The organism is Sphingomonas sp. (assembly GCF_040398505.1).
Classification (GTDB): domain Bacteria; phylum Pseudomonadota; class Alphaproteobacteria; order Sphingomonadales; family Sphingomonadaceae; genus Sphingomonas.
The window spans coordinates 2,189-21,152 of the sequence record NZ_JBBATX010000001.1; the positions used below are offsets into that span (position 1 = coordinate 2,189).

General features: G+C 65.4%; 19 protein-coding genes. 8 read left to right on the forward strand and 11 right to left on the reverse strand.

Annotated features, from left to right (window positions below; genetic code table 11):
• Both ABWP09_RS00025 and ABWP09_RS00030 read left to right on the forward strand, forming a co-directional pair.
• On the forward strand, positions 1-482 hold a 482-nt coding region (locus ABWP09_RS00025; protein WP_353203115.1), incomplete at its 5' end, for a coproporphyrinogen III oxidase.
• 27 nt (positions 483-509) lie between these two features.
• The gene (locus ABWP09_RS00030) at positions 510-1,100 is read left to right on the forward strand and encodes a GNAT family N-acetyltransferase (RefSeq protein WP_353203116.1); all 591 of its coding nucleotides are present in this window, start codon (positions 510-512) and stop codon (positions 1,098-1,100) included.
• Here ABWP09_RS00030 and ABWP09_RS00035 read toward each other — a convergent pair.
• Positions 1,073-1,822, reverse strand: a complete 750-nt coding sequence (locus ABWP09_RS00035) for a hypothetical protein (protein WP_353203117.1) — start codon at positions 1,820-1,822, stop codon at positions 1,073-1,075. The two genes, ABWP09_RS00030 and ABWP09_RS00035, sit on opposite strands and share 28 nt — an antisense overlap.
• Entirely contained in the window at positions 1,819-2,646 is an 828-nt protein-coding gene (locus ABWP09_RS00040; RefSeq protein WP_353203118.1) for a hypothetical protein, read from the reverse strand. The genes ABWP09_RS00035 and ABWP09_RS00040 overlap by 4 nt, the downstream gene beginning before the upstream one ends.
• Positions 2,647-2,757: 111 nt before the next feature.
• Between ABWP09_RS00040 and lipB the strand changes: the two genes are divergently transcribed.
• The 3 genes from lipB to ABWP09_RS00055 all read left to right on the forward strand — a co-directional run bounded on the left by lipB (position 2,758) and on the right by ABWP09_RS00055 (position 4,667).
• Positions 2,758-3,429 (forward strand): lipoyl(octanoyl) transferase LipB, encoded by a 672-nt coding sequence (gene lipB, locus ABWP09_RS00045; protein ID WP_353203119.1) that lies wholly within the window; start codon positions 2,758-2,760, stop codon positions 3,427-3,429.
• A gap of 104 nt (positions 3,430-3,533) precedes the next feature.
• Positions 3,534-3,794: a hypothetical protein gene (locus ABWP09_RS00050; protein ID WP_353203120.1), complete on the forward strand. Its 261-nt coding sequence runs from the start codon at positions 3,534-3,536 to the stop codon at positions 3,792-3,794.
• A gap of 198 nt (positions 3,795-3,992) precedes the next feature.
• Positions 3,993-4,667, forward strand: a complete 675-nt coding sequence (locus tag ABWP09_RS00055) for a hypothetical protein (protein WP_353203121.1) — start codon at positions 3,993-3,995, stop codon at positions 4,665-4,667.
• 115 nt (positions 4,668-4,782) lie between these two features.
• Here the strand turns inward: ABWP09_RS00055 and queE are convergent, their stop codons facing one another.
• From queE to ABWP09_RS00100, 9 genes are all read right to left on the reverse strand, one after another.
• A complete protein-coding gene (gene queE, locus ABWP09_RS00060) occupies positions 4,783-5,415 on the reverse strand; it encodes a 7-carboxy-7-deazaguanine synthase (RefSeq protein WP_353203122.1) in 633 nt (210 codons plus the stop codon).
• 4 nt (positions 5,416-5,419) lie between these two features.
• Positions 5,420-6,118 carry a 7-cyano-7-deazaguanine synthase QueC gene (gene queC / locus ABWP09_RS00065; RefSeq protein ID WP_353203123.1) on the reverse strand — a complete coding sequence of 233 codons (699 nt, stop codon included), beginning with the start codon at positions 6,116-6,118 and terminating at the stop codon, positions 5,420-5,422.
• Positions 6,119-6,282: 164 nt separating this feature from the next.
• Positions 6,283-6,711 (reverse strand): DUF3617 domain-containing protein, encoded by a 429-nt coding sequence (locus ABWP09_RS00070; RefSeq protein WP_353203124.1) that lies wholly within the window; start codon positions 6,709-6,711, stop codon positions 6,283-6,285.
• A gap of 96 nt (positions 6,712-6,807) precedes the next feature.
• Positions 6,808-7,719, reverse strand: coding sequence for an Hsp33 family molecular chaperone HslO (gene hslO / locus ABWP09_RS00075; protein WP_353203125.1), 912 nt, complete (start codon positions 7,717-7,719; stop codon positions 6,808-6,810).
• A gap of 142 nt (positions 7,720-7,861) precedes the next feature.
• Complete coding sequence (gene argF, locus ABWP09_RS00080) at positions 7,862-8,782, reverse strand: ornithine carbamoyltransferase (RefSeq protein WP_353203126.1); 921 nt, start codon at positions 8,780-8,782, stop codon at positions 7,862-7,864.
• A 142-nt stretch (positions 8,783-8,924) separates the two neighbouring features.
• The gene (locus ABWP09_RS00085; RefSeq protein ID WP_353203127.1) at positions 8,925-10,124 is read right to left on the reverse strand and encodes an aspartate aminotransferase family protein; all 1,200 of its coding nucleotides are present in this window, start codon (positions 10,122-10,124) and stop codon (positions 8,925-8,927) included.
• 171 nt (positions 10,125-10,295) lie between these two features.
• Complete coding sequence (locus ABWP09_RS00090) at positions 10,296-13,358, reverse strand: efflux RND transporter permease subunit (RefSeq protein WP_353203128.1); 3,063 nt, start codon at positions 13,356-13,358, stop codon at positions 10,296-10,298.
• Positions 13,355-14,395, reverse strand: a complete 1,041-nt coding sequence (locus ABWP09_RS00095) for an efflux RND transporter periplasmic adaptor subunit (RefSeq protein WP_353203129.1) — start codon at positions 14,393-14,395, stop codon at positions 13,355-13,357. Before ABWP09_RS00095 ends, ABWP09_RS00090 begins: the two co-directional genes overlap by 4 nt.
• 53 nt (positions 14,396-14,448) lie before the next feature.
• On the reverse strand, positions 14,449-15,309 hold the full coding sequence (locus ABWP09_RS00100) for an ABC transporter permease (protein WP_502959731.1): 861 nt from the start codon (positions 15,307-15,309) through the stop codon (positions 14,449-14,451).
• A gap of 75 nt (positions 15,310-15,384) precedes the next feature.
• Here ABWP09_RS00100 and ABWP09_RS00105 point away from each other — a divergent pair, with 75 nt between their 5' ends.
• The 3 genes from ABWP09_RS00105 to parE all read left to right on the forward strand — a co-directional run bounded on the left by ABWP09_RS00105 (position 15,385) and on the right by parE (position 18,959).
• A complete protein-coding gene (locus tag ABWP09_RS00105; protein WP_353203131.1) occupies positions 15,385-16,110 on the forward strand; it encodes a GcrA family cell cycle regulator in 726 nt (241 codons plus the stop codon).
• A gap of 165 nt (positions 16,111-16,275) precedes the next feature.
• A complete protein-coding gene (locus ABWP09_RS00110; RefSeq protein ID WP_353203132.1) occupies positions 16,276-16,917 on the forward strand; it encodes a peptidylprolyl isomerase in 642 nt (213 codons plus the stop codon).
• A 62-nt stretch (positions 16,918-16,979) separates the two neighbouring features.
• Positions 16,980-18,959: a DNA topoisomerase IV subunit B gene (gene parE, locus ABWP09_RS00115; RefSeq protein WP_353203133.1), complete on the forward strand. Its 1,980-nt coding sequence runs from the start codon at positions 16,980-16,982 to the stop codon at positions 18,957-18,959.
• Positions 18,960-18,964: the final 5 nt, after the last annotated feature.

An 18,964-nucleotide genomic window follows, 5' to 3' on the forward strand; every position in this document is an offset into this window, starting at 1 on the left:
CGCGCTTCCTGGTCACCACCAAGCGCTGGTTCGGCGGCGGGGCCGATCTCAACCCACCGCTGCCCTATGCCGAGGATACCGCGGACTTCCATGCCACGCTCAAGGCGGCGTGCGCCCCGCACGGCGCGGACTATTACGAGCGCTATGCGAAATGGGCCGATGAGTATTTCTATATCCCGCACCGGAAAGTGCACCGCGGCGTCGGCGGGATTTTCTGCGATCATCTCGAGGGCGATTTCGCGGCGAATTTCGCCTTCATTCAGGACATCGGCCGCGCCTTTCTTGATGCCTATCCACGGATCGTGCGGCGGCGGATGAACGCGGACACCGCGCCCGCCGACACCGCGCAGATGCTTGAGTGGCGCGGGCGCTATGCCGAATTCAACCTGGTCTATGACCGCGGGACGCTGTTCGGGCTGAAGACCGGCGGCAATATCGACGCGATCCTGATGAGCTTGCCGCCACTCGCGACATGGTCGTGACATCGGGGGTGACATCGGGGTCATGACATGGGGCTGATGCCGGTTCGCGACGACGAGGTCGCAGCGATCGTTACCACGCTGGAGATGCGGAGAAAGCCGCCGCTGCGGCCGCTCCCGTCCTCACCGCTGCGGCTGGTGGCGTGGGGTCGGCCGAGCGCGGAGAAATATCGCGCGCTGTTCCGGCGAGTCGGCGCGCCGTGGCTGTGGTTCTCGCGGCTGGTGATCGACGAAGCGGCGTTGCTCACGACCATCCACGATCCCGCAGTCTCGATCTACGCCGCAGTCGACGGCGCCGGGATCGAGGTCGGGATGCTCGAACTCGATTTTCGTACATCCGGGGAGTGCGAGATTTCGTACTTCGCGCTGATCCCCGAACTCGCAGGCAAGGGCCTCGGCCGCTGGCTGATGGCCGAGGCGCTGTCGCGCGCCTGGATCAAAGGGATCGAGCGCGTATGGGTCCACACCTGCACGCTCGATCACCCCTCGGCGCTCAATTTCTACCGCGCGCAGGGGTTCGTGGCGATTAGCCGCTCGGTCGAGACCTTCGCCGATCCGCGCCTCAGCGGGCATTTGCCGCCCGATGCCGCCCCTCAGGTGCCTTTACTGAGCCGCCGGTAGAGCGCCACCTGCACCAGGAAGGTCGCGACCGCGCCAAGCGTCGCGCCGAGCGCCGCGCCGCCGTCGATCAAGGCCATCACGAACGGATTGTGCATCGGCGCGCGGCCCCACACTTCCCCGAGCGCGAGGAACAGCAGCGCGATCGTCCTGCCCCCGACCACGGTGCAGCAAGCGAGGCCTGCCGCGACCAGCCCATGCCCCGCCGTCCGCCGCCAACTCGCCGCGATCGCCCGCAGCGCCGAAATCGGTCGCTCGCCGAGCAGGATCGGCATCGTCAGCAACAACCGCCCCTCAAGATAAGCGGCCGGGAGAATCAACAGCGGTACGGTCTGCAGCGACAGGCCAAGCGGCGATGCGATCGTCACCACCAGCAACGCGGGGAAAAACAGCAGCGGCGCGCGGCGCAGCGCGGTCATGACATCGGGCCGTGCCCGATCGACGTAGAGCGCGGTGATCGCGATTTGCCCGATCACCACGAGGAACGCCGCCAGCAAGACCCCCGGGCCATAGGTCGTCATCCACAGCGTGCTGGCATCATTATAGAGTTTCAGCGCGGCGGCATCGGCCTCGAACCCCGGGAATTCGGGCTGCGGCCCGAGAAACAGCAACAAGCCATATTGCGGCACGAAAATCAGCAACCCGGCAAGCGCGATCAGGACGTCGCGATCGCGCTTCGCCATCGCCCAGGCATCGCGCAGGACACCCATTACATTCAGCGTCATGTCGACTCGACGATCGCCTCGCGCGCATCGCGCGTCGCCAGATACAGTTTGGCGACGAACGCCACCGACAGGACTGAAAAGAGCGTCGAGGTCGCCGCCACCGCAATCTGTGTGAGGACCGAGGCGAGCGTGATCGGCCCTGTCCCCCCGATCAACAGGCCGAACACGCTGCCGAACACCGTCTTGGCCGCCGCCGATGCGACCCACGAAACGATCGCGTACAGCAGCAAGACGCCGATCACCTTCCACGTGATGCCGCGCGTCAGCACGAACGCTCGCGCATAGACGCCCAACCCGCGCCGCTCCATCACCATGATCGGCGTGATCAGCAGGACCAGCCGGGCATAAGCCCAAAGCAAAAAGACCGCGAAGACGATCGTATAGATGGTCGCGAAGCGAAGCGCCCAGCCATTGCCGGCACCCGCCGGCGGCTTGCCGGCGGCCATCGCGGCCATGTCGACCCCGCTCAACCCAAGCGCCACCGCGATCGGCGCGGCGAGCAGGACGACGGCGAGCGTCGTGACGAGCCCGATTCCGAGGACTGGCGCGATCCGGTGATTGGCGGTGGCGACCGCGCTGGCGCGGCCGGCGGCCGGATCAAAGGCAAGCGCGGTGATCGCAATCCCGCCCCAGGTCGTAACCAGCGCGAGCACGAACACGATTCCTCCAAGCGCCCAATCGCCGGCTTGTCCGCTCGACCCGATCAACGGCATCAAACTCCCGAGCAACGTCAGCGGCACGAAGATACCGAGCAACACGATGGGCGTGAGCGCCGCCAGATTGTCGCTGAGGAACTCGGCAGTGCGGTCCCACACGGTGCTCATCGTTGCAATCACGTCGCCCGTCTCCCCCGAAAGTTGTAAGGCTGTTAGCGCAAGCGCAAGCGGCTTGCCAATGACTTGCGTTGCTCGCGCTCCTGTCCCATTCGACATTTCGTGACCGCACTTCCCGATGACTTCGAATGGCGCATCGCGCCCGCGCCACTACCCTATGCCGAAGCGCTCGCGCAGATGGAGGCGCGCGCTGCTGCGGTTGCGGCCGGCGCGGCGCGCGAGCTGGTATGGCTGCTCGAACATCTCCCTGTCTATACCGGCGGAACGAGTGCCGATCCGGCCGAGCTGCGCGATCCGCGTTTTCCCGTGGTGCAGACCGGGCGCGGCGGGCGCTACACCTATCACGGTCCAGGGCAGCGCGTCGGCTATATCGTGCTTGACCTCAACAAACGCGGGCGCGACGTGCGCCGGTATATCCACGCGCTCGAAGGTTGGGTGATCGATACGTTGGGCGATCTCGGGATTTCGGCGTTTCGCGCGGAAGGTCGGGTCGGGATCTGGACCCATGTCCCCGATGCAGGGGGCGGCAGCGGTGTGGTGGAGGCCAAAATCGGTGCGATCGGGGTGCGCGTGCGCCGCTGGGTCACGCTGCACGGCTTTTCGGTCAACCTTGCCCCGAATTTGGCACATTTCGGCGGTATTGTGCCATGCGGCTTGGCCGAATACGGCGTAACCAGCGCCGAAAAGATCGGCGTGCCGATCGATTTTGCGACGTTCGACGCGGCATTGGCGTGCCGTTTCGGCGCTTTTCTTGATACTCATTCTATGGGGTGAGAAATCTGGGCTTGAGGGTCCGGCGATTCCGGGCTAATGTCCACTTCGGTTTGGGTATTAAAGGTCTCGAGGCCGACCAAATCCATTATCTAGGGAGCTTTCCAATGCGTGCATTCATTTCCAAAGTCGCTGCTGGTTCGATGATCGCTGTTGCTGCGATTGCCATTTCGGCTTGCACCCCCAAGACCGAGACGACGACGACCGACAACACGATGGTCACCGACATGAACTCGACCGACACGATGACCACCAACGACACCATGACGGCGACCGACGGCGCGATGGCGAACGATGGCGCGATGATGTCGAACGACACCATGATGACGTCGAACACCACGACGATGACCACCGGGAACAAGATGTAATCCTTCCCAAACGGGAACGATTGTATCGAGGGCCGTCCGGGCAACCGGGCGGCCCTTTCGATTCAAGCCGATGGGATGACCCTGCGGGCCAGCGCTAGACGCAACCACATCGGTTTCGAAAATGAGCCGGATTCGAAAAAGAATTTGGGTCGCGCCGCGAAACGCCGTAATTGCGATCCCGATGATGAGAGGCCAAGAATGACCGTGTTGCGTACCCTTGCCGTGACCGCCGCGCTTTCCGCCGCAGCGTTCGCCACCCCGGCTTCGGCCCAATTCTTTTTTCAGCCGCACGATATGAGCGGCCCGCCGATCCGCGGCGACGAACCTGGACTGCCAACCTTACCAGGCGCCAACGCCGACGAGGTCCGCGCCAATCTGGTGTGGAATTTGCGCTCCGCGCTCAACGTCGCAGCGCTGCAATGCCAGTTCGAGCCGACGCTGCTGACGGTTGAGAATTACAATGTCGCGCTCGCCAATCATAAGGACGAGTTCAAGAAATCGTTCGACACGCTGGTCAAATATTTCAATCGCACCGCCAAGGGCGTGAAGCCCGGCCAAACCGCGATGGACCGCTACGGCACGCGGACCTATTCGGCCTTCACCACCGTCGGCGCGCAATATGGCTTTTGCCAGACCGCCGCGCAGGTCGCTGCCGCCGCTGCCTATGCGCCGCGTGGTACGGTCTACAAGGTCGCCGCCGACAATATGAGCGCGATGCGCAACGCGCTGGTGCCCTGGGGTGAGGAACGGTTCTCGCGCTATGTCCGGATCGACACGCGCACGTGGCTGCCCCGACTCGACGATGTCTGCTGGAACCGGCGCGACCAGTGGCAGGATCGCAAATGCGGTCCGTTCACGCTGTCGTTCCGCTAAGCTGGAAAACGTCCCCCGTTCGCCCTGAGCCTGGCGAAGGGCTCCTTACCTCCCGCCATGGCGCTCGTGGGGAGACCGGCCCTTTGACCGGCTCAGGGCGAACGGAAGAGAAGGATTACCGCAGCCCCAGCGCCTTGTGCGATTGCAGCGTCAGTCGCCACTTCGGTCGCGCGAGAACGAGATCAATCGCCGCCGCGTGATTCGCGTCGGCGTCCGCGCTGTCGAGTGGCTGGATCAAATGGTGGGCAAAATCCCATGTTTCCAGCGCGGCGACATCGCTGCCGGGTTGCGGCCAGACCAGCTTCAATTCGTCACCCCGCCGCTGCACAACCTCGCTCCCGGCCTTGGGGCTGATACAGACCCAGTCGATCCCGGGGTGCACCGGCAACGTCCCGTTGCTCTCGATCGCGATTGTAAACCCGGCGGTATGGAGCGCATCGACCAGCGCATCGTCGACTTGCAGCATCGGTTCGCCCCCGGTGAGCACGACGAAGCGCTCCGCCGCCCCCGCCCCCCAAAAGCCCTGAACCGCTTCGGCGAGCGTGGCGGCATCGGCGAACTTTCCACCACCCGCGCCATCGGTGCCGACGAAATCGGTATCGCAGAAGCGGCACACCGCCGTCGCGCGGTCCTGTTCGCGGCCCGACCAGAGGTTGCACCCGGCAAAGCGCACGAACACCGCGCGCCGGCCCGCTTGCACGCCCTCGCCCTGCAGCGTCAGGAACATTTCCTTGACGGAGTAGCTCACCGCCTCAGACTGCGTAACGGGTCGGATCGGGCAAGCCCGCTTCCTCGAACCCCTTTTTGCGCAGGCGGCAGCTGTCGCATTCGCCGCAATGCAGGCCACCGGGCGCCGGATCGTAGCACGACCAGCTCATGCCGGCATCAAGCCCAAGCCGCGCCGCCTCGCGCACGATATCGGCCTTGGTCATGTGCTGCAGCGGCGCGTGGATGCGGAACGGGCTGCCTTCGACCCCAGCCTTGGTGGCAAGCTCGGCCAGCCCTTCGAACGCGGCGATAAATTCGGGACGGCAATCGGGATAGCCCGAATAATCGAGCGCATTGACGCCGATATAGAGGTCGCGCGCCCCCGCCGCCTCGGCCCAACCAAGCGCCAGGCTCAGAAAAATCGTGTTGCGCGCCGGGACATAGGTCACCGGGATGCCCGGTTGCACGCCGTCCTTGGGCACCGCAATGTCGGCGGTCAGCGCGGAGCCGCCAAACGCCGCGAGATCGAGCGGGAGCACAACGTGCTGCTCCGCGCCCAGCGCCGTCGCAATGCGCCGCGCCGAGGCAAGCTCGAGCCTGTGCCGCTGGTTATAATCGACCGACAGTGCGAGCACGCGGTACCCGTCCTCGCGCGCACACGCCGCCGCTACCATCGAATCGAGGCCACCCGACACCAGCACGACGGCCAGTGGCGTGACCGAAGAGGTCGTTTCAAATGTCATGATGCGGACCGGCTACGCCGAACGGCGCACTTTCGCAAGCGCAGCACAAAAAATGGGCCGCCCGAAAGCGACCCAGTGGCGCCCGTCTCCGGGCAATTAGGGAGAAACCGTGCCGTCAAAAAATCTGCACTGCGATGCTGTAGCACCCAATCGTAAACCGACGCTTAATGGGTCGCCGCATTTGCCGGGCAAGCCCCGAGCCGGCGCGCTTCATACTGTTGTTCGAACGGCGCGCCATTGAGGATGCCTTGCGTTTCCAGACTGAAATTGCGCGGAGTCGTAACCTTTACGCTGGTCTGACCATGGCCGGTGCCGGGGCAGGTGTAGTGCACCGTCGCGAGATTGACCTCGTTCGCGATGATGAAGCGCTGACACTGCACGCCCGCATGGCCGTATTGGATCAGCATGTCTGCATCGCCAATGCACAGCGTGCTCGGCGCGGCCGCCGAATCGAGCGCCTTCAATTGCCACTGTCCCGGCTCGATCCGTGCGACCGCAGCGAGCGTCGGCGCGCCGGCGGGCGCAGCCGTCGCCAAACCGCCCGCCATCATCACACTCACGCCCGCGAAGCGCGCAACGATTCCTGCTCGCATTATGTCGTTTCCCGCCCGATTGCCGACACCTGATCTACGGTGGTGTGGTAGCAAGTTATAGCATGTTTCGGTCACATCAGCGACGGACAATATCGGTCACGTAACGATCTCTGCATCATCACGCGACGCCGGAATCACCGGGAACTTCCGCGCGCAGAACGCGCAATCGACGAAAATCGTGCCGCTTTCATCGGCCATCGCCTGCTGTTCTTCAGGCGGGAATTTGGCCAGCACTTGCGCGATATAGTCGGGCGAACAGCGGCACCCGCGGACCAGACCGGTATCACCGTGGAGGCGAACTTCCTCTTCTTCGTTGAACAACCGCCAGACGAGCGTTTCGAGCGGGATTGCCGGATCGGCGAGCTCCTCTGCCTTCATCGTCTGGCCGAGGATCGCGACATGCTCCCATTCGGGATGATCGAGCCGGGTATGGAGCCGCTCGCGCCCATCCTCGCCCTCAGGCAAATGCTGCAGCAACAGCCCGCCCGCGACACGCCCGCCAACGCCGACGCGCACCAGCGTGGGGATCTGTTCGGACTGCAGAAAATAATGCTCGGCCGCCGCGCTCAGCGAATCGCCATCGAGCGGGACGATGCCCTGATAGCGCTCGCCCGTGGTCGCCTGATCGAAGGTGATCGCCAGATAACCCGCACCGAACAGCGCGAACAGACTGGGGTTCTCGGGGCCGGCGGCGAGACGGTCGGCATCATATTGCACATAGCCGCGCAGCTCCCCGCCCTTGTAATCGCACACCAGCAGCGTGACGATGCCGGTCTGCGTTTGCGCCTGCAGCGTCAGCTGCCCACCCGCGTCCTTGAGCGTCGAGCCGATCAGCGCCGACAGCGTCAGCGCCTCGGCGAGCAATGCCTCAATTGGAGCGGGGTAAGCGTGCGCGGCGAGGATCGTGTCGAGCACGGGCCCCAGCCGCACGATCCGGCCACGCGCGTGACGATCGGGAATGGTGAAGCCGAGCGCGCGGTCGGTGTCGGTGGTGGTGGGGTCGGTCATCATCGTCCTTTGTCGCTACCCGCCCTCAATGTCATCCCCGCGAAAGCGGGGACCCATCTCGCGGCGCCGGAGATGGGTCCCCGCTTGCGCGGGGATGACACAAGAGAGAGAGGCTAAAAGGTAGGAAGCGCCCCGCCCGCGATCAACCGATCTGCCCAAAGCACCAGCGCAGCACCGATTTCTGCGCGTGGAGCCGGTTCTCCGCCTCGGCCCAGATCAGCGATTGCGGCCCGTCGATCACTTCCGCCGCGACTTCCTCGCCGCGATGCGCGGGGAGGCAGTGGAGGAACACCGCGTCGGGCTTGGCACAGCCCATCAGCATGGGGGTGACCTGATAGGGCAGCATCGCCTTCAGCTTGGTGTCGGCGTGTTCCTGACCCATCGATATCCAGGTATCGGTGATGATCACGTCGGCACCGGCCATCGCCTCGGCCGGATCGGACACCACGCGCGCACGCCCCGAAGACCGCACGATCGCGTCCTCCGCGGGCTGGAAACCTTGCGGACAGGCGGCGACGACGTCGAACTGCATCAGGGCTGCCGCCTCGACGATCGAGGCGAGCACGTTATTGCCATCGCCCAGCCACGCGACCTTGAGACCGGGAAGCGGCTTACCCGCTTCGATGATCGTCAGCAGGTCGGCCATGATCTGGCACGGATGCGAGGCATCGGTCAGGCCGTTGATGACCGGCACGCTCGCATAGTGTGCCATTTCCTCGAGCTTGGCATGGTCATCGGTGCGTAGCATGATCGCATCGCAATAGCCCGACAGCACGCGCGCGGTGTCGGCGACGGTCTCGCCGCGCCCGAGCTGCGTGGTGCCCGAATCGAGCACGACCGAAGAGCCACCGAGCTGACGGATCGCCATGTCGAAGCTCACGCGGGTGCGCGTCGAATTCTTTTCGAACACCATCGCCAGCGTGTGCCCGGCGAGCGGCGCATCGGCATCGGGCTTGCCCTTGGGCCAGCCGACGCGCGCGGCCTTGCGGTCGAGCGCATCGGCCAGCATCGCGGCGATCCCGTCGGGACCGGCGTCGGTGAGCGAGAGGAAGTGCCGGGTCACTTTTCCCTCTCCCTGCTTGCGGGGAGAGGGTGGCCGAGCGCAGCGAGGTCGGGAGAGGGGCAGTCACTCGAACGGCAGCTCTTGATACTGCCCCTCTCCCCGGCCCTCTCCCCCAAGGGGGAGAGGGAGAAGACATCGCCCCTCACGCCGCCACCGCCGCTGGCGCGAAGGACCGCGCGCCGTCGCTGATCTTCTGCACGAATTCGGCGATATGCGCTTCCTCGATCACCAGCGGCGGCAGCACGCGCACGACATTCTCGCCCGCCGCGACCGTCAGCAGCCCGTGATGATCGCGCAAATGCGCCACGAAATCGCGCGCGACGGCGGTGTCCTTCAGCTTGATGCCGAACATCAGGCCCTTGCCGCGAACACCTTCGAACAGATGGTCGAAATTGGGCATCATCTGCTCGACCGAGGTGCGCAGCCGCTCGCCCATCGCGGTGACATGATCGAGGAACCCGTCCTCGAGCATCACGTCGAGGATCGCCTCGCCCGCCGCCATCGCCAGCGGATTGCCGCCATAGGTCGATCCGTGTGTACCGAACACCATGCCCTTGGCCGCTTCCTCGGTCGCGAGGCACGCGCCGAGCGGAAAGCCACCGCCAATGCCCTTGGCCGACGACAGGATGTCGGGGGTGATGCCGTAATGCTCATACGCCCACATCTTGCCGGTGCGGCCATAGCCGCACTGCACTTCGTCGAGCACGAGCAGCAGCCCGTGGTCGTCGCACGCCTTGCGCAGGCCCTGGATGAAGTCGACCGTCCCCGCCGAAACGCCGCCCTCGCCCTGGATCGTCTCGACCATGAAGCCGGCGGTGGTATCGTCGATCAGCGCGAGCGCGGCTGCGAGATCGTTGAACGGGGCATAGCGGAAGCCGGGCAGCAACGGCTCGAACCCGTCGCGCATCTTCGCCTGGTTGGTCGCCGAAATCGCGCCCATCGTGCGGCCGTGAAACGCGTTGTTGAAAGTGATCAGCGTCGTGCGCTGCGGATTGCCATTGGCGTAATGATAGCGCCGCGCGGTCTTGATCGCGCATTCGACCGCTTCGGCGCCCGAATTGGTGAAGAACACCGTATCGGCAAAGCTGTTGTCGCAAATCCGCTGCGCGAGCTTTTCGCCTTGCGGGCTGCCGTACAGGTTCGACACGTGCATCAGCGTGGCGGCCTGTTTGGCGATTGCCTCGACCAATTTGGGATGGCCGTGGCCGAGCGCGTTGACCGCGATGCCGGCGGCGAAATCAAGGTACTTTTCGCCTTGCTCGCCATAGAGATAACAGCCCTCGCCGCGCACCGGGCGCACGCCGCAACGCGGGTACACGGGCATCAAGGCTGGGGTGGTCACGGCTCGTCTCCTGAAACGCAAAAGGGCGACCGCTGCGGTCGCCCGAATGTGTTTTTACGACCCCGCCGCGCGCAGCGCAACACCCCCTTTCTTCTCCGCGTCTCCGCGTCTCCGCGTGAATCAGCCTTTTTTTGTTCACGCGGAGACGCGGAGACGCGGAGGAAGAAGAAGTTAAGAGCTTGGCTGCGCCGCCAGGCGCTTGGCTTCATCGCCGCGCACGGCCAGCAGGTACATCACCGGCGTGACGATCCGGCTGAGGAAGGTCGAGCTGATCAGCCCGCCGATTATGACCCACGCCAGCGGTGAATAAAGCGACGATCCGCCGAGCGCGAGCGGGAGCAAGCCACCGATCGCGGTGACCGAGGTCAACAACACCGGCAGGAAGCGGATTTCGCCGGCTTTCTCGATCGCCTCGCGCAGCGCCATCCCGCGCGCGCGCAGTTGCGTGGTGAAATCGACCAGCAGGATCGAATTCTTGATCTCGATCCCGATCAGCGCGACAAAGCCGATGATCGCGAGGAACGACAGCGAATTGCCCGTCAGCAGCATCGCCACCAGCCCGCCGACCGTGCCGAGCGGAATGACACCCGCCACCACCATCGTCTCGCGGAAGCGCCCGAATTCGAGCACGAGCACGCCGAAAATGCCAAAGCTCGCCAGCAGGATGATCGGCCCCAGGCCCGAGAAATTGCGCCGCGCCGCCTCGGCCTCACCGCCGATGCCGAAGCTGTAACCGGGCGGCAGATCGATCTTGGCGAGGCGCGCCGCCACCGCGCTGTTGAGGCTGGAGGTCAGCACGCCGGGCTGGTTGTACGCGGTGATCGTCACCGTGCGTTGCAGCTTGTAGCGCGTGATCAGCGGCGGCACGCTCTTCAGTCTGGGGCTGGCGATCTCGAGCAAGGGGATGCTGCCCCCCGCCAGCGTCGGCACATAAATGCTCGACAGCGAGGATACCGGCTGGTTCGCCGCCATCGGCAGCCGCACGGTGATCGGCCAGGTATCGCCCTCCTGATCGCGCAGCCGACTTGCTTGCTCGCCACTGATCGCGAGCCGAACCGCGCGCCGCGCCTCGCCGGGGGCAACACCGAGCAAGCTCGCTTTGGCCGCGTCGAGGCCGAGATCCATGTCCACCCGGTCGAACGCAAAGGGATTATCGATATCGCGCAAGCCGGGAAGCTCGGTCAGCGCGGCGCCGACGCGGTCGGACAGCGTTTTCAGCACCGCGAGATCGGGCCCGCTGATCCGCACCGCAACCGGTGCCTCGACCGGCGGGCCATTTTCGAAATTGACCAAGGTCACGCGCGCATCGGGATAGCCGGCCAGCGCACCGCGCAGCCGCTTCAGCAGCTTGGGGCTTTCGCCGACGTCCCAATCCTTCATCGTCACGAAGATGTCGCCGTACCGCGCGCGCTCCTCGCGTGGGAAGATGTTGTAGAAGATTTGCGGATTGCCGCGTCCGGCATTTTCCATAATGTTGACGACCGCATCCTCACGCCGGAGGATCGCCGCGACCTGCTTCACCGCGCGATCGGTCGCGGTGATCGTGCTGCCCTCGGGCGATTCGACGCGGACGATGAAGTATGGCGTCTCGGCGGCGGGGAACAGGCTGAAGCCCAGCACCGGCACCAGCGCGAACGCGCCGACGCACAGCGCCATCGCCGCCCAGAACCAGGTGCGCGGCCGATCGAGCGCGCGGTGCAGGATTGGGGCATAGATCCGGTGGATGCCCGCCATGATGCCGCGCAGCAGCGCATTGCCCTCGCCGGTATGCGGGCGCAGCAGCTTGCTCGCGACGAACGGGATGATCGTCAGCGACACCACCAGCGAGCTCGCCACCGTGACCAGCACCGCCATCGGCAGGCCGCGCACGAAATCGCCCGATCCCTCGGGAAGGAAGGTCAACGGCAGGAAGGCGAAGAGCAACACGCCGGTTGCCCCCATGACCGCCGCCATAATCTCGTTGGTACCCTTGATCGCGGCATCGGTCGGCGTGTCGCCATCGCGGATGTGGCGTTCGATATTCTCGGTCACGACGATCGAATCGTCGACCAGCAGCCCAAGCGAGAGGATGAAGCCCGAAATACTGATCTGGTTGAGCGAATAGCCCAGCAGCGCCAGCAGCAGCACGCCCATGGCGAGGCTCAAGGGAATCGAAATCGCCACGATCAGCGACGGGCGGAAACCGAGCGGCAGGATCGTGACCAGCACGAGCGCCAGCGCAATCACGAAATCGCGCGCGAGCTGCGCCAATTTGCGCTGGATATCATTGCTCTGGTCGAAGCCGATGTCGAGCTTCACATCGGGCGGCAATTGCGCGCGAACCTTATCGATTGCCGCGACAAGATTGTTGCGCAGCGTCCCCGCATCGGCCTCGTCCTTCTGCCGCACCGTGATGAACAGTGCGCGGTGGCCGTTGAAGCGCGCGATATGCGTCTGCTCGGCCTCGCTCCACTCCACGCTCGCAATGTCGCCGACGCGCACCAGCCGCCCGTCGCCCGCGCGCACCGGCACCGCACGGATCGCATCGACATCACGATACGCCCCGCCGGCGTCGAGATTGTAGCGCCGCCCCGCCGCGTTCAACGTCCCCGCCGGCAAATCGACTCCGCCCTGCTGGATCGCATTGGCGACGGCGGAGGCGGGGATTCGCGCCTCGGCCAGCCGTCCCGCATCGATCGCGACGCGCACTTCGGGGCTGGCCGCGCCGTCGATGCTGGTCGAGCGCACGCCGGGGACAACATTCAGCCGATCGCGAATGTCATCGGCGAACTTCGCCATCCGCCGCCAGCTCGCGCTGTCGCTAACCAAAGCGAGCTGCAACACCCCCGCCTCGGTCGTGCGTGGGCGGCGGAAGGCGATCCGCTGGATGCCCTGCGGCAGCCGGTCGCGCACCGACCCGACTTCGCGCACCACGCGGTCGAGCGACTGTTCAGCATCGGTGCCATGTTCGAAATTGACCGAGATGACCGCGGTGCCGTCGGTGCTGGTCGAACGGATCTCGTCGATCTTATCGAGCCCTTGCAGCACATCCTCGAGCGGCTTGGCGACCGTCTCCTCCATATCGGCGGCATCGGCACCGGGCAGGATCACCGTCACCACCACGGTCGGGATCGGGAAATGCGGATCGACCGAACGCGGGATCGTGAGGAACGCCGATACGCCCAGCAAAGCGAGCAGCAGGAAGGCGACGAGCGTCACCTGCCAGCGCCGCACCGCAAAGGCGGTAATGTTCATTGCGCGGGGCCGAGCGGCGCGATCTTCATGCCGTCGGTCAAGCGATCAACCCGCGACAGCGCGACCCATTCACCCGGTTTGATGCCGCTCGTCACGCGAATGCCCTCGTCATTCGCCTCACCGATGTGGATTTTGCGCAGATGCACGCGCGAGGCCGCGAGGTCGACGACATAGACCAAAGCCTCGCCCGCGCGTGGGCCGAACACCGCGCTCGGCGGTACGGCGAGCGCGGTCGCGCCGACACCGCTGGCGGTGATCGTCGCATTGCCGATCTGGCCCGAGCGCAGCCTTTTATCGTCGGGCAGCGCGATTTCGACCGCGAAGGTACCCGTCGCCTTATCGGCGCGGCCGGCTATCTCGATCACGCGGCCGACGATCACATCATCGTTGAGCGCCGCCAGCGTGATGCGCGCAGGTGCGCCGAGCGTCAGGCGCGCGACATCGCGGTCGGACAAGGGCAAGCGCAGGATATAGCCGCTCGCTTCCTCGCCAATCACCAGGACCGGTGTCCCCGCCGCGACGACTTGCCCGGGCTCGGCGAGCCGTGCGAGCACGGTGCCGGGGCCGGGTGCGGCGATCGTGGCGTTCGCCCGCTGAAACCCCGCCGCGCGGACTTGCGCCTCGGCCGCGAGCAACGCCGCACGCGCGCTTTCGAGCCGCGGGCGCGTGATCCAGCCTTGCTTCATCAACCCGTCGCTACGCGCATATTCGGCGCGCGCCCGCTCACGCTCGGCGGTCGCGCGGGTCAGGTCGGCGGCGACCGTCGTGGTATCGAGCGCGGCGAGGATTTGTCCACGCCGGACGGTATCGCCTTCATTGACGCCGAGCCGCTCGATCCGCCCCGCACTGGTGAAGCCGAGCGAGGTTTCGCGGCGCAGCGCAACGGTGCCAACCCCGCTGACCGTCGCCACGCCGGGCGTACCGCCGACTTGCGCGATGCGGACTTGCGGTGCGCTTGGTGCGGGGCCTTGCTCGGGTGCGGCCTTGCCGCACGCCGCCAGCAGCAGGCAGACACTGACGACGATTCGACCCCGCATTCCGCTCTCCCGTTACGGGAGCGATACGCGATTAGGTATCAAATGAAAACTGATTAATTCTTGATCTTCCAGCCCGAGCGCAGCAGCGCGTAGCACAGCGTGGCGAGCGCCGCGTCGATCACCAGGATCACCACGCCACCGAGCAGCACCGGCGAATCGGCGGTGCCGAGAAAGCCGTAGCGAAAGCCCGAGATAATATAGAAAAACGGGTTGGCATGGCTGAACGCGCGGAAGGCAGGCGCGAGCTTGTCGACCGAATAGAAGGTGCCCGAGAGCAAGGTCAGCGGCGCGATCAGGAAGTTCTGGACGGCTGCGGCATGATCGAACTTCTCCGCCCAGATCGAGGTGAGCACCCCGATCAGCGCGAGGAACGCCGCTCCGAGCAAGCCGAACCACAGGATCGCGAAGGGATGCACCGGATAGAGATGCACGCCCGGCCATAGTGCCATTGCGAGGCACACCGCGCCCCCGACGCAGACCGCGCGCGTCACCGCGCCACCGACCATCGCGACCAGCAATTCGGCGGTGGAGAGCGGCGGCATCAGATAATCGACGATCGTCCCCTGAATCTTGCCGACCAGCAGCGAGAAGCTCGCATTGGCGAACGCGTTCTGCAACATGCTCATCACGATCAGCCCGGGCGCGATGAAATCGGCGAAGGGAACGTTGACCCCGCCGACATGAACCGGCTGTTTTCCGCCCGTTGCGACGGTAAAGATCACCAGGAAAAGCAGCGTGGTGATCGCCGGCGCCCACACCGTTTGCAGCTGGACCTTGAAGAACCGCCGAACCTCCTTGATATAGAGCGTTCGAAGACCGCCCCAATTGACGTTCCGGATCACCGGAACGCCGGGTGCGTTCATCATAGTGTGGATGCTGGTTGAATTTGGGCCGATTGGGGGCTGGCTGCTCATGGCATCGTCGCTAAAGACTGCCGCCGCCGCCTGCAACCGATAGAATCGGTCGGCACGATACGATTGGGAATGTGAATGAGCTGGACCGACGAACGCATCGATACGCTGCGCCGCATGTGGGAAGCGGGGCAGACCGCGAGCCAGATTGCCGAGGAACTGGGTGGCGTCAGCCGCAATGCCGTGATCGGCAAGGCGCATCGCCTGGGGCTGCAGTCGCGCCCGTCGCCGGTCAAGCCGAACGAACCCGCCGCAGCCAAGGCAGTAGCAGCAGCGCCGCCCGCGACTAGGCCCGTCGCGCCCGTCGCGGCCGCGCCGGTCGTCGTGCCGCCACGCCCGCCAGTCGAGCGCGTCGCGCCCCCGGTCGTTGCGGCACCGCCAGTTGCGGAGCTGGAAAACGAAGTCGAGGATGACGCCGAGGTCGAGGTCGAGGCCGACGCCCCCGTCGCCCCCCCCCGCCCTGCCCCGCCGATCCTGCGCTCGGTCGGCCCCGGCGGTTTCCTGCGCCAGGCACCGGGCGAGCAACAGGCACCGATCACCCCGGCCCCGCCACGCCGCCTCGTCCCCGCCAAGCCATCCGCCGACATGGCGGGCAAGACGACGCTGCTCGATCTCAACGACAAGATTTGCAAATGGCCGATCGGCCATCCCGGCGAGCCCGATTTCCACTTTTGCGGCGACAAGGTGAACCCCGGCTTCCCCTATTGCGTCGGGCATTGCGGCCATGCGTATCAGGCGCAGCTGCCACGCCGCGACCGTCGTCCGCCGCCGCCGCTCCCCTTTGGCGGCCCGCGCGCGCGCTGATTTCGCACCTGAAGTGTGCCAGGTGGAAGCATGTTTACCGTTCGTGCTGAGCCTGTCGAAGCACCGCATGCAACACGCGAGCAAACTGCGTGAGGCACTGGCCCTTCGACAGGCTCAGGGCGAACGGTGGGTTGGATCAGCGCAGCATGAACGCCCGTTAGTGTGATGCGCCGCATCGCCCTCGCTTTGGTGTGCGGGGCGCTGCTCGGCGCCGCCCCCGCGCCCGAGCCGCCGATCGTCCGCGTCCGGCTGGTCACGGGCGCGGGGCCGATCGTGCTGGCGCTCGACATGCGGCGCGCGCCCAAAACCGGCGCCAATTTCCTCGCTTATGTCGATGACGGCCGGCTCGACGGCACCTTCTTCTACCGCGCATCGCGCCGCAAAACCGCGCCGGGCAGCGGCTTCGTGCAAGGCGGGATCGGTACCGATTCGCACCGCATGCTCGATCGTCTGCCGCTCGAGCCGACCAATGTGACGGGCATCAAGCATCTCGACGCGACCGTTTCGATGGCGCGCTACGACCGCACCGATTCGGCCACGGGCAATTTTTCGATCATGCTCGGCCCCAACCCGTCGCTCGATGCGCGGCCCGGCTTTCCAGGCTATGCCGCGTTCGCGCACGTGATTGCCGGGATGGATGTGGTGAAGCGGATGCTCGCCGTACCGACGCGGCCGGGCGGCGATGGCGCGTTCAAGGGACAGATGATGGCCCGCCCGGTCCCGATTCTCCGCGCGATCCGGCTCGACGGCGTGGCCAAGCCGAGCGGACGGCTGAAAGTCTGGCTGATGCTGCGCGGCGTGCGCTGACCAACCGCCACAGTGCGGCGATACGCTTGGCAGAAGCGCGGCCCCGCCCCTATAGCGGTGGCATGTCCGAAGATCTGTTCGCTGCTACCCCCAAACCGACCGGCGATTACGACGCCTCCTCGATCGAAGTGCTCGAGGGGCTGGAACCGGTCCGCCGCCGCCCCGGCATGTATATCGGCGGCACCGATGAGCGCGCCTATCATCACCTCGCCGCCGAAGTGCTCGACAATGCGATGGACGAAGCGGTCGCGGGCCATGCGACGCGGATCGAGATCGAGCTGCACGCCGGCAACCGGCTGGTGATCGTCGACAATGGCCGCGGTATGCCGGTCGATCCGCACCCGAAATTTCCCGACAAGTCCGCGCTCGAAGTGATCATGTCGATGCTGCATTCGGGCGGCAAGTTCGACGGCAAGGCCTATGCGACCAGCGGCGGCCTGCACGGCGTGGGGGTCAGCGTCGTCAATGCGCTGTCGTCCGACACGATCATCGAGGTCGCGCGCAACCGCGAACTGTACCGTCAGCGCTTTTCGCGCGGTGCGACGCTCGGCGGCCTTGAACATGTCGGCGCGGCCCCCAACCGGCGCGGCACGTCGGTCAGCTTCGTGCCCGATACCGAGATTTTCGGGTCAGACATGGGCTTCAAGCCCGCTCGCCTCTACAAGCTCGCGCGGTCCAAGGCGTATCTGTTCGCCGGCGTCGAGATCCGCTGGAAATGCGCGCCCGAGATCATCACCGACGACACCCCCCCCGAAGCGGTGTTCCAATTTCCCGGTGGCCTCGCCGACCATTTGCGCGAACAAATCGGCGCGCGCGAATGCGCGACCTCCGATTTTTTCGTCACGCGCCAGGATTTCCCCGCCGAAGCGGGCCGCGTCGAATGCGCCGTCGCCTGGCCGCTGTGGAGCGACGGGTCGTATAGCTGGTATTGCAACACCATCCCGACCCCCGACGGCGGCACGCACGAGGCAGGTTTGCGCACCGCATTGGTGAAAGGGATCCGCGCATTCGGCGACCTGGTCGGCAACAAAAAAGCCAAGGATATCGCCGCCGAGGACATCATGACCGGCAGCGAGCTGATGCTCAGCGTCTTCATCCGCGAGCCGCAATTCCAGAGCCAGACCAAGGACCGGCTGACCTCGCCTGAGGCCGCGACCTTGGTTGAAAAGGCCGTGCGCGACCATTTCGACCATTTCCTCAGCGACAATATGGAACGCGGCAAGGCGTTGCTCAGCTATGTCCTCGAACGGATGGACGAACGCCTCGCGCGCAAGGCCGAGCGCGAGGTCAAGCGCAAGACCGCGACCAGCGCGCGCAAGCTGCGCCTGCCGGGCAAGCTGACCGATTGTTCCTCGGCCGGACCCGAGGGCACCGAAATCTTCATCGTCGAGGGCGATTCGGCCGGCGGTTCGGCCAAGCAGGCGCGCGACCGTAAGACGCAAGCGATCCTGCCGATCCGCGGCAAGATCCTCAACGTCGCCTCGGCCACGATGGCCAAAATCTCCGCCAATTCGGAGATTGCCGATTTGATCCAGGCGCTTGGCTGCGGCACGCGCAAGGATTGCCGGTCGGAAAATCTGCGCTACCAGCGCGTCGTCATCATGACCGACGCCGATGTCGACGGCGCGCACATCGCGACGCTGCTGATGACCTTCTTCTTCCAGGAAATGCCCGAGATCGTGCGCGCCGGGCATGTCTATCTCGCGCAGCCGCCACTCTACCGCCTGACCTCGGGCACCAAGAGCCTGTATGCAATGGACGACGCGCATCGCGCGCTGCTCGAAGCGACCGAGTTCAAGGGCAAGAAGGTCGAAATCGGCCGCTTCAAGGGGCTGGGCGAGATGAACCCGATGCAGCTGCGCGAGACGACGATGGACCCGAAAAGCCGCGCGATGCTGCGCATCACGCTGCCGCAGGAATATGAGGAACGCGCGGTCGTGAAGGATCTGGTCGACCGGCTGATGGGGACGAACCCGGCGCACCGTTTTGCCTTCATTCAGGAAAACGCAGCCAGGATGGACGAAGCAGCGATCGACGCTTAGCGTTC